Source organism: Paraburkholderia sp. XV (genome assembly GCF_020177535.1).
In the GTDB taxonomy this organism is placed as follows: domain Bacteria; phylum Pseudomonadota; class Gammaproteobacteria; order Burkholderiales; family Burkholderiaceae; genus Paraburkholderia; species Paraburkholderia caribensis.
This window is the reverse complement of record NZ_JAGUUD010000178.1, coordinates 1-11,829: the sequence shown is the minus strand read 5'-3', so window position 1 is coordinate 11,829 and position 11,829 is coordinate 1. Positions and strand designations below refer to the sequence as shown.

General features: G+C 63.7%; 13 protein-coding genes. 3 read left to right on the top strand and 10 right to left on the bottom strand.

The annotated features are described in order from the left end of the window. Positions 1-112 precede the first annotated feature (112 nt). The 10 genes from KFO72_RS39510 to KFO72_RS39465 all read right to left on the bottom strand — a co-directional run bounded on the left by KFO72_RS39510 (position 113) and on the right by KFO72_RS39465 (position 9,083). Entirely contained in the window at positions 113-862 is a 750-nt protein-coding gene (locus KFO72_RS39510; protein ID WP_054929252.1) for a flagellar brake protein, read from the bottom strand. Between the two features lie 417 nt (positions 863-1,279). Beyond that, positions 1,280-2,212, bottom strand: a complete 933-nt coding sequence (gene flgJ / locus KFO72_RS39505; RefSeq protein WP_225034343.1) for a flagellar assembly peptidoglycan hydrolase FlgJ — start codon at positions 2,210-2,212, stop codon at positions 1,280-1,282. Between the two features lie 12 nt (positions 2,213-2,224). Continuing rightward, on the bottom strand, positions 2,225-3,415 hold the full coding sequence (locus KFO72_RS39500; RefSeq protein WP_060599546.1) for a flagellar basal body P-ring protein FlgI: 1,191 nt from the start codon (positions 3,413-3,415) through the stop codon (positions 2,225-2,227). A gap of 2 nt (positions 3,416-3,417) precedes the next feature. After that, entirely contained in the window at positions 3,418-4,128 is a 711-nt protein-coding gene (gene flgH, locus KFO72_RS39495; protein WP_054929255.1) for a flagellar basal body L-ring protein FlgH, read from the bottom strand. A gap of 38 nt (positions 4,129-4,166) precedes the next feature. Beyond that, entirely contained in the window at positions 4,167-4,955 is a 789-nt protein-coding gene (flgG, locus tag KFO72_RS39490; RefSeq protein WP_035991488.1) for a flagellar basal-body rod protein FlgG, read from the bottom strand. 52 nt (positions 4,956-5,007) lie between these two features. Continuing rightward, on the bottom strand, positions 5,008-5,766 hold the full coding sequence (gene flgF, locus KFO72_RS39485; protein ID WP_054929256.1) for a flagellar basal-body rod protein FlgF: 759 nt from the start codon (positions 5,764-5,766) through the stop codon (positions 5,008-5,010). 22 nt (positions 5,767-5,788) lie between these two features. Then, positions 5,789-7,297 (bottom strand): flagellar hook protein FlgE, encoded by a 1,509-nt coding sequence (locus tag KFO72_RS39480; RefSeq protein WP_054929257.1) that lies wholly within the window; start codon positions 7,295-7,297, stop codon positions 5,789-5,791. Positions 7,298-7,330: 33 nt separating this feature from the next. After that, the gene (locus KFO72_RS39475; RefSeq protein WP_054929258.1) at positions 7,331-8,044 is read right to left on the bottom strand and encodes a flagellar hook assembly protein FlgD; all 714 of its coding nucleotides are present in this window, start codon (positions 8,042-8,044) and stop codon (positions 7,331-7,333) included. Between the two features lie 11 nt (positions 8,045-8,055). Next, positions 8,056-8,481, bottom strand: a complete 426-nt coding sequence (flgC, locus tag KFO72_RS39470) for a flagellar basal body rod protein FlgC (RefSeq protein WP_042316746.1) — start codon at positions 8,479-8,481, stop codon at positions 8,056-8,058. A gap of 110 nt (positions 8,482-8,591) precedes the next feature. Then, complete coding sequence (locus KFO72_RS39465; protein WP_054929259.1) at positions 8,592-9,083, bottom strand: flagellar basal body rod protein FlgB; 492 nt, start codon at positions 9,081-9,083, stop codon at positions 8,592-8,594. Between the two features lie 242 nt (positions 9,084-9,325). Between KFO72_RS39465 and flgA the strand changes: the two genes are divergently transcribed. The 3 genes from flgA (at position 9,326) to KFO72_RS39450 (ending at position 11,580) form a co-directional block, all read left to right on the top strand. Next, a complete protein-coding gene (gene flgA / locus KFO72_RS39460; protein ID WP_225034342.1) occupies positions 9,326-10,588 on the top strand; it encodes a flagellar basal body P-ring formation chaperone FlgA in 1,263 nt (420 codons plus the stop codon). Positions 10,589-10,693: 105 nt separating this feature from the next. Next, a complete protein-coding gene (gene flgM / locus KFO72_RS39455; protein WP_054929261.1) occupies positions 10,694-11,035 on the top strand; it encodes a flagellar biosynthesis anti-sigma factor FlgM in 342 nt (113 codons plus the stop codon). Positions 11,036-11,133: 98 nt separating this feature from the next. Further along, positions 11,134-11,580 (top strand): flagella synthesis protein FlgN, encoded by a 447-nt coding sequence (locus KFO72_RS39450; protein ID WP_035991474.1) that lies wholly within the window; start codon positions 11,134-11,136, stop codon positions 11,578-11,580. Positions 11,581-11,829 lie beyond the last annotated feature (249 nt).

The following is an 11,829-nucleotide window of genomic DNA, read 5'->3' as shown; positions in this document are numbered from 1 at the left end:
CCGCACAGGGGCGACGCGTGAAGCGAGCTAACGTAACGCGGATGCCAGCGAAAAGGCCGGCAAACCACCCAGCGTCGCAGACAAACCAAAACCCAAACCCAAAACCCAAACCTTAAGCCCGCACCAACGACCGCCTCTTCATCTCAAGCTGAGTAATCAACCGCTGAAGCGTATTCTCAGCATTCCCCGGCAGGGACAAAAACCGAAACCCAAGCGTGTAACGCTGCGTCCCATTAGGCAAATCGACGGCCCGATTCGACATCAACTCAAGATCCAGCCGCAACGTCCCGAGCGACCCAAGGATGACTTCCGTATCCAGCAACTGCACCCCATGCTCGAGCGTCGACACACGCTCATCACTCGTCCGCATCGCCATGCCGCCAAGCGAAAGATCCTGCACTTCGAAGCGAAACCCCTCACCATCCGGCAAGCGCCCACGGCAAATATAAGGATCGAGCAACGGCGCATCGACACGGAAATACTCGCGCCGCTGCACGTAATACAAAACCTCGGGAAAATTGGCCTCGAACGAAGGCCGCCCTTCGAACGTCGTTTCGCGCGGCGTCTGCGTCACGAAGTGGACACGCACACCGTCCGGCGTCGCATGGAAATGCCCTTCGGGCGAAGTCAGCAGCCCGCGGTTCTGCTCGGCAAGCGCGCCCCAGTCAAACGTGAAGGTGCGCTCCCGCACGTCCACTTCGAGGATCTTCGTCACAAGCTGGCCGCCCTTGTACTGCACGGTCAGAAAATCGCCGCGATTAAGCAGATTGCGCAGTTGCACACCGATCTCAAGCGGATTGCGGCGGCCGAAGTCGACGCCTTCCATCTCGCGGTTGTCACCATTCGACTGGGTGGTATTCATGGCCTTGCCAATTTCTCTTCGTTCTTGCGGGCACCTCGCGAACGCTCCGCCGGCCCGGGGCTCGGCACGGCCGGCTTACGTCGCGAAACACGCGTGGGTCCGGAATTCCTTACACCATTCCGGTATCGGGTCTGACTGTTTAGCGGCAGCGTCGCCCCAAAGTTTAGACCGGTTTTACGAAATATTTTCCGCAAACGTTTGACACCGCAACGAAGACAGGATACGCGAATTCTGCTCGCGGTCCGAAAGTGACAAAAGACAAAAACGAGAAGCCATGCGGTTCGAGTCAGCCGCCCTGCCGGCGGTTTCGTCAGAGTATGGCGCGACAAGGCCCTGTCGCCGGCATGAGCCGTTGAAGATTTGCGTGTCGAGGGCGAGTGACCAGAACGAACGCGGCACGCGCCGCGCTCGCGCGCATCACACCATCTTCTGCATGATCGAAATGAGCTTCTTCGCGTAGTGCGGATCGGTCGCGTATCCGGCGCGCTGCATGCCCTGCGCAAAGCCGTTCACGTCGCGCGACGAATTGATCACCTGCGCATAGCGCGGATTCGAATTCAGGAAGCTCGCGTAGTCGGTCATCGCTTCCTCGTACGAATCGTACGCGCGGAATTTCTCGACCACGCGTTGCGGGCGGCCATTGATGTACTCGGTCGTGACCGTCGCGACGGTCTTGCCATTCCAGTCGTCGGTGGCCTTGATGCCGAATATGTTGTGACTCGTCGAGCCGTCCGACTTGCGAATCTCGCGCTTGCCCCAGCCCGATTCGAGCGCGGCCTGGCCGATGATGAAGCGCGCCGGAATGCCCGTCGCGGCGCTCGCGGCCTGCGCGGGCGCTGCAAGCTTGTCGACGAATGCGTCCACCTTGTCCGACGAGCCGTCGCCACGCACGGGCGGCGTCAACGCGCTGTTCGCCGAGTAGCCGCGGCCCATCTTCAGCGCACCGTTGTTCGCCGGGTTCGCGTACGCCTTCGCCAGCGCATTCAACGCGACGTTGTTGCCCGCGTTCGCATCGTCGGCGGACATGCCGGAGTTGCGCATCAACTGCTTGAGCATCGCGTCGGCGACACCAATGCCCTTCGACGACATCTGCTGCGCAAGCTGCTGGTCCATCATCGATGTGAAGGTCGCCGTGTCGTGCGAATCGAACGGACCGTCGGACGGCGTCGCGTCGCGCATGCTCTTGAGCATCATCTGCGTGAAAACGGCGTCGAACTGCTTGGCAGCCGACTTCATCGCTTCACGCGGATTCGCCGCAGCCTGCGCGCGCATCGCATCGAAGCCCTGCGTGTCGAGAGCGAAGCGATTGGTCAGGTCGTTTGCGGCGTTGCGCGTCGTGTCGGAGTTCATTCTTGTTGTTCCTTAGATGATCTCGAGATCGGCTCGCAGCGCACCTGCTGCCTTCATGGCCTGGAGAATCGACATCAGATCGGCGGGCGTCGCGCCGAGCGCGTTGAGCGCTTTCACGACGTCCGCGAGGTTCGCGCCCGCGCTCACCATCTTGAGCGCGCCGTTGTCCTGCTTCAGCGCGATCTGCGACTGTTGCGCAACGACCGTCTGACCGTTCGAAAACGCGCCCGGCTGGCTCACCACCGGCTGCGTGTTGACGACCACGGACAGATTGCCGTGCGCCACGGCGCACGTCTGCAGCGTCACCATCTGGTTCATTACGATCGAACCCGTGCGCGCGTTCAGGATCACCTTTGCGGCCGCCTGCGCGGGCTTCACGTCGAGGTTCTGCAACTGCGCCATGAACTGCACCTGCTGCGCCGGATCGGTCGGCGCGCGCAGCTGGATCGTGCGGCCGTCGAGTGCGACCGCCGTGCCGAAGCCGAACGCGTTGTTGATTGCGGACGTGATGCGCTGCGTCGTGTCGTAATCCATGTCGTTCAGGTCGAGCTGCATCGTGCCCGCCTGCGAAATCGTGGTCGGCACCGCGCGCTCGACGAGCGCGCCGCCCGTAATGCGGCCCGCTGCAAGCTGGTTCACCTGGACCTTGCTGCCGTTCGCGCTGGCACCCGCGCCGCCGACGGCCATGTTGCCCTGCGCGAGCGCATACACCTGGCCGTCCGCGCCCTTGAGCGGCGTGAGCAGCAGCGTGCCGCCGCGCAAGCTCTTGGCGTTGCCGAGCGACGAGACCGTCACGTCGATTGCTTCGCCGGGCCGCGCGAAGGCAGGCAGCGACGCCGTTACCATCACGGCGGCGACGTTCTTCAGCTGCATGCTCGACAGCGAGGACGAGCCGGAGTTGTTGGAGCCCGCCTGCTGGTTGTTGATCGAGATGCCGAGGTTCGCGAGCATGTTCGCGAGCGTCTGCGTCGTGAACGGCGTCTGCGTGGTCTGGTCGCCCGTGCCGTCGAGACCGACGACGAGGCCATAGCCGATCAGCGGATTGTCGCGCACGCCCTGGATCTGCACGAGGTCCTTCAGGCGCTCCGCATGGGCGACGTGCGTCGTGACGGGCAGCGCGGCGCACGCGAGCGCGACCACGGCGAACGCGCGCGCGGCGAAACCGGCAACGGACGTCAGGCGGAGGAAAGAGAAGGTACGCATGATCAGAACGGCGCGACGTTGAGGAAGAATCGTTGCAGCCAGCTCATGTCCTGAGATTCGTTGATATAGCCCTTGGCCGAGTATTCGATCTTCGCGTCCGCGACCTGAGTCGAGTAAACCGCGTTCAGGCTGCTGATCGTGTTCGGATTGACGACACCCGAGAAACGCACGAACTCATTGCCCTGGTTGATCAGCATCTGCTTTTCGCCACTCACGACAAGGTTGCCATTCGGCTGCACGCCGATCACCGTGACGGTGATCGTGCCGTTGAATGTGTTCGACGCATTGGCGCCGCCCGTCGCCTTGAACGTGTTGGCACCCGTCGCGTCGAGGTTCACCTTGCCGAACAGACCGCCGAGAAAGCCCGCCGTCGGCACGCCGAACTTGGTCTCGCCGTTGCGGTTCGTGTTCGCACCCGACGACTTCGTCGCGTTGATGTTTTCGGAGATGACGATGGTCAGGATGTCGCCGACATTGCGCGGACGCTGGTCTTCGAACAGCGGCCGGCCAGCGTAACCCGGGTTGTAGATCGAGCCGGGCGTTTGCAGCGAGGGCGCCGGCGGCGGCACGGCCGTCATCGGTTGCTGGGTGATCGGCTCCCTCGGCACGAGCGCGCAACCGCCAAGCGCGGCTGCGAGCACGCCAGCGCCAGCGAGCATCGACACGGCCCGCGCGCTGCGCAGAGGAATCTGGGTTCGAATGAAGTGCGACATCTTGATTACCGCCTAAGTGTTTCCGACTATCAGCCTGCTTAAACGGGCATCTGGCTGAGTGTCTGCAGCATCTGGTCGGAGGTCGTCACGGCCTTGCTGTTGATTTCGTATGCGCGCTGGGTCTGGATCATGTTCACCAGTTCCTGCACGACGTTGACGTTCGATGCTTCGACGTAACCCTGATTCAGCGTGCCAGCGCCATTCAGACCGGGCGTCGCGACGTTCGGCGTGCCCGACGAGGTCGTTTCCGCGAACAGGTTTTCGCCCTTCGCATCGAGACCGGTCGGGTTGATGAACGTGGCGACCTGCAACGAGCCGATCTGCGTGGTCGCCGTCGAACCTGCCGTCGTCACCGACACCACGCCGTCGCTGCCGATCGTGAGCGACGTCGCGTTCTGCGGGATCGTGATCGCGGGCATCACCTGGTAGCCGCTCGACGTGACGAGCTGGCCCTGTGCGTTGGTCTGGAACGAGCCGTCGCGCGTGTACGCGGTCGTGCCATCCGGCATCTGCACCTGGAAGAAGCCCTGGCCGTTGATCGCGACGTCCTTCGAGTTGCCCGTCTGCTGCAGGTTGCCCTGCGTGTACAGACGCTCGGTCGCAACCTGTTGTACACCTGTGCCGAGCTGGATGCCCGACGGCAGCTCGGTCTGCTGCGTCGAGTTTGCGCCCGGCTGGCGGATCGTCTGATACAGCAGGTCTTCGAACACCGCGCGCGAGCCCTTGAAGCCATTGGTGCTGACGTTCGCGAGGTTGTTCGAAATCGTGTCCATCTGCGCCTGTTGCGCATTCATGCCCGTGGCGGCGATATAGAGTGAGCGGTTCACTTGTTTCTCTCCGTGGAAGCGCGTTCTGCGTTCCGTTAAATCTGCGTCGCGATTAGCTGAAGTTCAGCAGCTTGTTGGCCGACTGTTCGTTCTGGTCGGCGGACTCGATCATCTTGGTCTGCATCTGGAACTGACGGGCGTTGGTGATCATCGAGACCATCGCCGACACCGGGTTCACGTTGCTGCCTTCGAGCGCGCCTGCCGCGACGACCACGCTGGGATCGGCATCGGCGGGGTTGCCGTCGCTGGTGTGAAAGAGCCCGTCGTTGCCGCGCGTGAGCGCGCCGGGAGCGGGATTCACCAGCTTCAGCTGATCGACGAGCGCAATCGTCGTGGCGGGGTCGCCCGGCATCAACGCCGATACCGTGCCGTCCTTGCCGATCGTCACCTGCGCGCCGGGCGGAATCGACACTGGGCCGCCGCCGCCCACCACGGGCATGTTGCTGGCATTCACGAGCTGGCCGTTTTCGTCGACGTGCAGGTTGCCTGCGCGTGTGTACGCTTCCTGGCCGTCGGGCGTCAGCACGGACAGCCAGCCCGGCCCCTGGATGGCGACGTCGAGCGGATTGCCCGTCTGCTGGATCGGGCCGGGCGTGTAGTCCGCACCCGGCGTCGACGACAGCACGAAAGTGCGCGTGGTGTCGTCCTGAATCGTGCTGCCGTCGCCGAACGCCATCGGCACGGCGCGGAACGTCGCGAGCTGGGCCTTGAAGCCCGTGGTCGAGGTGTTCGCGAGGTTGTTCGCGACCACGGCCTGCTGTTCGAGCGCCTGGGTCGCGCCCGACATCGCGGTGTATATGAGCCGGTCCATGATGGTGTCGGTGCGTCAGCTATTACAGGTTGATCAGCGTCTGGTCGACGGCCTGCTGGGTCTTGATCGTCTGCGCGTTCGCCTGGTAATCGCGTTGCGCGGTGATCAGGTTCACCAGTTCGCTCGTCAGGTCGACGTTCGAGTTTTCCGTCGCGCCGCCTTGCAGCACGCCGTGGTTCGTCGAGCCGGGCGCCGCGATCACGGCGACGCCAGAAGCAGCCGTTGCCTGGAACTGGTTGTTGCCGAGGTTGATCAGGCCGTTCTGGTTCGCGAACGTCGCCAGTGCGACCTGGCCGAGCGCCGCCGTCTGGTTATTCGAGTAGTTGCCCGTGATGGTGCCGTCGGCGCCGACCGAGAAGCTCGTCAACTGACCCGCCGCGAAACCGTCTTGCGTCAGGGAGTTGACGCCGTCCTTGCTGCCGAACTGCGTCGTGCCCGCGATGTTCAGCGTCAGACCTTGCGGCGTCGCCGAACCGTCCGAGTTCGGGATCGAGAAGTTGAACGCGAACAGCGTCGAAGTCGGGTTGCCCGACGCGTCGAGCGTGCTGACCAGATTGCCCGACGTGTCGAACTTAGCCGTGCCGATCTTGCTGGTCGGGACGCTGCCGTCCTTGCCTGCATACACGTCCCACGAACCGGCCGCGGTCTTCACGAAGTACATGTCGACCTGCTGCTTGCCGCCCAGCGAGTCATAGACGGGCACCGAGGTCGAGTACGTGTACGTCGCGCTGTTGTTCGGGTCGAAGGCCAGCGGCGTCGGCGTGACCGTTACCGAGTCGCCCGTGGCCGGCGTGCCGGCGAGCGTGATCGTTTCGCCGTTGCCGAGCTTGATCGGCGAGTTGGCGGAGTACGTGCCCGATACGCTCGAGCCGTCGCTGCCCGTTACCGTGTACGCCGTCGGGCTGGTGAAGCTGACCGTGTATGTGTTGGCGTTCGTGCCCTGCGTGCCGTCCGTGATCGACACGCCGTTGTTCGTCAGGGTGCCCGTGTTGGTCCCGGCGAAAGTCGCGGTAGGCGTGCCCAGCGCGAGTTTGTCCTGCGCGTTCAGGTTCAGGCCCGCCGTGATGCCCTTGGTGGCCGTCGGCGGAATATTGGCGGTCGGCACCTGCAGCGGCACGGTGCCCGCCGTATTGACGACGCCGTTCGCGTTCGCCGCGTAGCCCATCAGCTTCAGGCCGTCGGCGTTGACGATGTAGCCATTCTTGTCGAGCTGGAACACGCCGTTGCGCGAGTAGGTCACCGAGCCGTTGTTCGACATCTGGAAGAAGCCGTTGCCGTTGATGGCGACGTGCAGCGCGATGTCGTCGTTGGTGATCGTGCCTTGCGAGAAGTTCTGCTCGACTTCCGACATGCGCGTGCCGATACCGATCTGGTTGTTGACGGCCGTGGCGACCGAATTCGCGTACATGTCCGCGAACTGCGCAGCACCTTGCTTGAAGCCGACGGTATTCGCGTTGGCGATGTTGTTGCCGATGACGTCGAGGTCGCTCGACGCGCCTGCCAGTCCGCTCAATCCTTGTTGGTAACCCATGACGGTCTCCGTATCTGCTGATGCTGAATGCGTTTAGATGATGGCGGCGATCGACGTCAGGCCGACCGTCTTGCCGTTCGAGAGGACGAGGCCCGGCGAGCCGTCCGGCTGCTTGATGACGCCCTGCACCGTGGCCGCCGACAGCGTGGCCGGGCTGGACGTGCCGTCTGCCGTCGTGCCGCTTGCGGTGAACGTGTAGTTGCCGTCGGGGAGCGCGTTGCCGGCCTTGTCGACGGGCGTCCAGCCGATCGGAATCGTGCCTGCCGACTGCTTGCCGAGGTCGATCGTGTTGACGATCTGCCCGGCCGAGTTCTTGACCGTGACCTGCACGTCCGTCGCGTCGTTCGCGAGCGTGACGCCGAATCCCGTCGCCTTGCCCGACGCCACCGAGAAGCTGTCGCCCGGGGCGAGCACCGTCGAGCTGATCAGGTTCGCGGCCTGGGTCTGCTGGTTGGTGGTCAGTTGCGAAGCGAGCGAAGTCAGCGACGTGTTCAGCTGCGCGATGCCCGTCACCGTGTTGATCTGGGCCAGCTGCGAGGTCATCTGCGAGCTGTCCATCGGGTTGGTCGGGTCCTGGTTCTTCATCTGCGCGATGAGCAGCTGCAAGAACGTGTTCTGCAGGTCGCTGCCCGACGTCGCGCTGGAAGACGAGGAGCTCGACGACGCACTGCCCGTGCCGTTCATCGTGTCGAGCAACGTCTGCGAAACAGTCGCGCCGTTGTTGCCGATTGTGGATTGCGTAGTCAAGGAAACTCTCCTCAGGTTCCGATCGTGAGCGTCTTCAGCATCAGCTGTTTCGCGGTGTTGAGCGTTTCGACGTTGGCCTGGTAAGAGCGCGAGGCCGAAATCATGTTGACCATTTCCTGCACCGGGTCGACGTTCGGCATCTGGACGTAACCGTTTGCGTCGGCGGCCGGGTTGCCGGGGTCGTAGGACGTTTTCATCGGCGTCGGGTCGTCGATGACGCCCGTCACCTGCACGCCGCCGATTTGCTGGCCCGAACCCGTGCGCGCGCCGCCGATCGGGTTGACGGCGAACACCACCTGCTTCGCCTTGTACGGCTGGCCGTCGGGGCCCGTCGTACTGTCGGCGTTCGCGAGGTTCGACGCCGTCACGTTCAGGCGTTGTGCTTGCGCGGACATCGCCGAGCCGGCGACGTTGAAAATGTTCATCAGGGATGGCATGGCTTTTCGACCTCTCTTGCCGGCGTGCCGGCGTCTAATCCCGTAGCGTTGTCAGTTTTTAGCGTTGGTCCAGCGCGCTGCCCTCTGTATGGAAGGCGGCGCAATGTCGTTTAACCGTTCGACGTGATCGCCGACAGCATCGACTTGATCTGCTGCGACAGCACCGTCATGCCGGACTCGAAGTGCAGCGAGTTGTCGGCGAACTGCACGCGCTCGGCGTCCAGATCGACCGTGTTGCCGTCGAGCGAAGGCTGTGACGGAATGCGGTAGGCGACCTTGCCGAAGTCGTCGGCCGGGCCGCCCGTCGGGATGAGGCGCGCCTTGCCCGTCATGTGGCCCGGCTCTGTCGCGGCCATCGACATGCCTTGCGACACGCCCGCTGGCTGCGTCATCGCGAGCGGCGCGTTGTTCGAGGCGCCCGCCGTCGAGCCGCCGCTTTTCTTCAGCGCGCCCGCGAGCGCCGAACCGAAGTCGACATCGCGCGCCTTGTAGCCAGGCGTATCGGAGTTCGCGATGTTCGACGACAGCAGTTCCTGGCGATAGGCGCGCACGTCGAGCGCCTGGCGGCCAAAGGCAAATTCGGCATCGAGTTTGTCCAGCATTGGGTTCTCCGTGGAACGGTCCGAGGCTTCCCGTTTCGCACCGCCGATCCGCCTTGTTCGACAAGAGGCGTTTTGCCTGCGCTGGCCGGGATGGCCTTTTTGCATGTGGTGAATTGTGCGGGCGGTGCGCAAGTCTTAATCGGACGAATAGCCGGGGAAGGACGCCTCTATTCACCGTTTGCACCGCAGGCGCGATCTCTAGAATGCGATTCGTACCCATGCATCAACGAAGGAGTCAGACCATGCCCTTGCCCGTCAACGCTTCACGCAAAGCTCGCCGTAAGAGCGCGCGTGCTGCCCGGACGCTGTCGGCGATGGCGCTGGTCGGCGCTTGCGCGGCCGCATCCGTGGCGCATGCGCAAGAGAACAACGGACCGATCGTCATTGCCGGACCCGGCGAGAAGAATCCCGCCGATCTTCAGGCGATGGCCGAGAGGATCAACACGCCTGCGCCGGCCGCCGCACCGCGCGCGAGCGCGCCTGCTCCGATGGTTGCGCCCGCAACGCTTGCCGCGAATCCGCGCAGCGAGGCGGACCGTTTCGCCCAAGCCGCGCATGCGGATGGCGCGATCGTGATTCCCGGCGCGGCCGAGACGCCGGCGCAGCAAGGTGTTGCCGCAGTGCCCGCCATGGCCGTTGGGCCCGCCAATATGAATGCGGGCGCGCCGGGCATGATGCGCGTGAGTCTGCAACCGGCATCGCGTCAGGTGATGCCCGTGGTGGTTGCGCCGGCTCAGGCCGCCGTGCGGCCCACGGCGGGTGTTCAACCGGTTGCGGCGAATCCCGCTGCCGGCATTGCCGCAGCGGCGCAGTTGCGCGGCGCGGCGGCCGCACCGGCTCAGGCGCAGGCCGCCGCGCAACCGGCTGCGCCCGTGCCCCCCGGACAGCAGGACGGTGAATCGATCCGCCGCGCCGCACTCGCGTATTTGCAACAGCAGTCGGCAGGATTACCGGGCAAGGTCGACATCAGCGTCGCGACAGTGTTTCCGCGCGGCCTGGCCGCATGCACCACGCTCGAGCCGTTCCTGCCGACGGGCGCGCGCGTCTGGGGCCGCACCACTGTCGGCGTGCGCTGCTCGGGCGAACGTCCGTGGACGCTGTATCTGCAGGCCAAGGTGTCGATTCACGCGACCTACTTTCTTGCCTCGCGCTCGATTGCGCCGGGCGAACTGCTGTCCGCCGCCGATCTCATCGCGCGCGACGGCGATCTGACGATGCTGCCGCAAGCCGTGATCACTGACCCGGCGCAGGCTGTCGGCGCCGTGTCGCTGATGCGTGTGTCGGCGGGGCTGCCGCTGCGGCGGGACATGCTGAAGAGCGCGGACTCGGTGACGATCGGGCAGTCGGTGAAAGTGGTGGCGCAGGGTGCCAATTTTGCAATTTCGGCGGAAGGCAGCGCGATGAACAACGCGTCGCCGGGTCAGCCGGTGCGGGTGAAGACGGCGAATGGGCAGATCATCCAGGGCATCGTGAAGGACGGCGGAACCGTCGTGATCCAGCTCTGACGGGTGTTACCAGTGGTTACAACTTGAAAAACGTACCGGATCGGCTGACCTAAAGTTCGAGGGATGGATGCCGTTAATTCATTCAAATCGTTCAGGAAGCCAATCGTGAAAGTTGATTCCACTACCCATTCAGGCCTGCAGACGTTGAAAGACGGGCTGCAGCGCACGCAGCAAGGCGAGGCCGCCACGACGGGCGGCGCAGGCACGGCGACGTCGACGGCCACGGGCGCGTCGGGCGACGCCAATGTGAATCTGTCGGGGCTGTCGTCGCATTTGCACAGCCTCGCGAGCGCCGGTTCGTCGGACATCGACACGGCGCATGTCGAGTCGATCAAGTCGGCGATCAAGAACGGCACGTTGACGATCGACTCCGGCAAGATCGCCGATGGCGTGCTGGCGACGGCGCGCGACCTGTTGCAGAAGAAGAGCCAGTCGTCCGGCAACTGATGGACGCACCGATGGACGGTGCGGCGGGTGTCGGGCGGTAATTGTGACAAATCCGGTTTGCGTGATGCGCGAGCCGGTGCCTAGCGAGTTGCTTTGTGATGAAAGACGCCCTGCTTGCCACCGTCATTGACGAATATTCCGCTGTGGAGCTGTTTGCTTCCGTCCTCGCTGCAGAGGAGAAGGCGCTGACCACGGTGCATCCCATCGACACGCTCCCGCCCATCGTCGAAAAGAAGATGGAGTTGGTGGAGCGGCTCTCGACGCTGGAGAAGGCGCGGGATTCGCAGCTGGCGGAGTTGGGGTATCCGGGCGGATGGAAGGGGATGGAGCTGGCGGTGGCAGCTGATTCGCGGCTTGCGACGCAGTGGTCCTTGTTGCAGAAGGCTGTTGAGCGGGCGCGGCGGTTTAATACCACGAATGGTGCTTTGATTCGGACTCGAATGGAGTACAACCGGCGGGCGCTCGCCGCGCTGAACGTTGCGGTTGGGCCCGAGCGGGGGGCGCTTTATGGGCCCGATGGGCGGGTTCCTGCATTCGGAATGTGAGTTTTTTGCGAAGGGGGTGCTCCCCTTCTGGATTCCCTGGTTTTTGTTTTTTTTACCTGGCCGGTGCTCGATCTGAGTATCGGCTTTTTGGTTTTTGGTTTTTGGTTTTTGCGTTTTGGTTTGTCTGCGACGCTGGGTGGGTTGCGTGGGTCTTGCGCTCGCATCCTTTCGCTTTTGCTTTTGCTTTTGCTTTTCTTTCGCTGGCATCCGCGATTCGTTAGCTCGCTTCACGCGTCGCCCCTGTGCGGG

What these genes read in the sequence shown, in the direction of transcription:
- flgA (WP_225034342.1), top strand. Translation starts at nt 9,326, where the DNA reads ATGCCCTTGCCCGTCAACGCTTCACGCAAAGCTCGCCGTAAGAGCGCG.
- flgJ (WP_225034343.1), bottom strand. Translation starts at nt 2,212, where the DNA reads ATGAACTCCGACACGACGCGCAACGCCGCAAACGACCTGACCAATCGC.
- flgC (WP_042316746.1), bottom strand. Translation starts at nt 8,481, where the DNA reads ATGCCATCCCTGATGAACATTTTCAACGTCGCCGGCTCGGCGATGTCC.
- KFO72_RS39510 (WP_054929252.1), bottom strand. Translation starts at nt 862, where the DNA reads ATGAATACCACCCAGTCGAATGGTGACAACCGCGAGATGGAAGGCGTC.
- KFO72_RS39465 (WP_054929259.1), bottom strand. Translation starts at nt 9,083, where the DNA reads ATGCTGGACAAACTCGATGCCGAATTTGCCTTTGGCCGCCAGGCGCTC.
- flgH (WP_054929255.1), bottom strand. Translation starts at nt 4,128, where the DNA reads ATGTCGCACTTCATTCGAACCCAGATTCCTCTGCGCAGCGCGCGGGCC.
- KFO72_RS39480 (WP_054929257.1), bottom strand. Translation starts at nt 7,297, where the DNA reads ATGGGTTACCAACAAGGATTGAGCGGACTGGCAGGCGCGTCGAGCGAC.
- flgF (WP_054929256.1), bottom strand. Translation starts at nt 5,766, where the DNA reads ATGGACCGGCTCATATACACCGCGATGTCGGGCGCGACCCAGGCGCTC.
- KFO72_RS39450 (WP_035991474.1), top strand. Translation starts at nt 11,134, where the DNA reads ATGAAAGACGCCCTGCTTGCCACCGTCATTGACGAATATTCCGCTGTG.
- KFO72_RS39500 (WP_060599546.1), bottom strand. Translation starts at nt 3,415, where the DNA reads ATGCGTACCTTCTCTTTCCTCCGCCTGACGTCCGTTGCCGGTTTCGCC.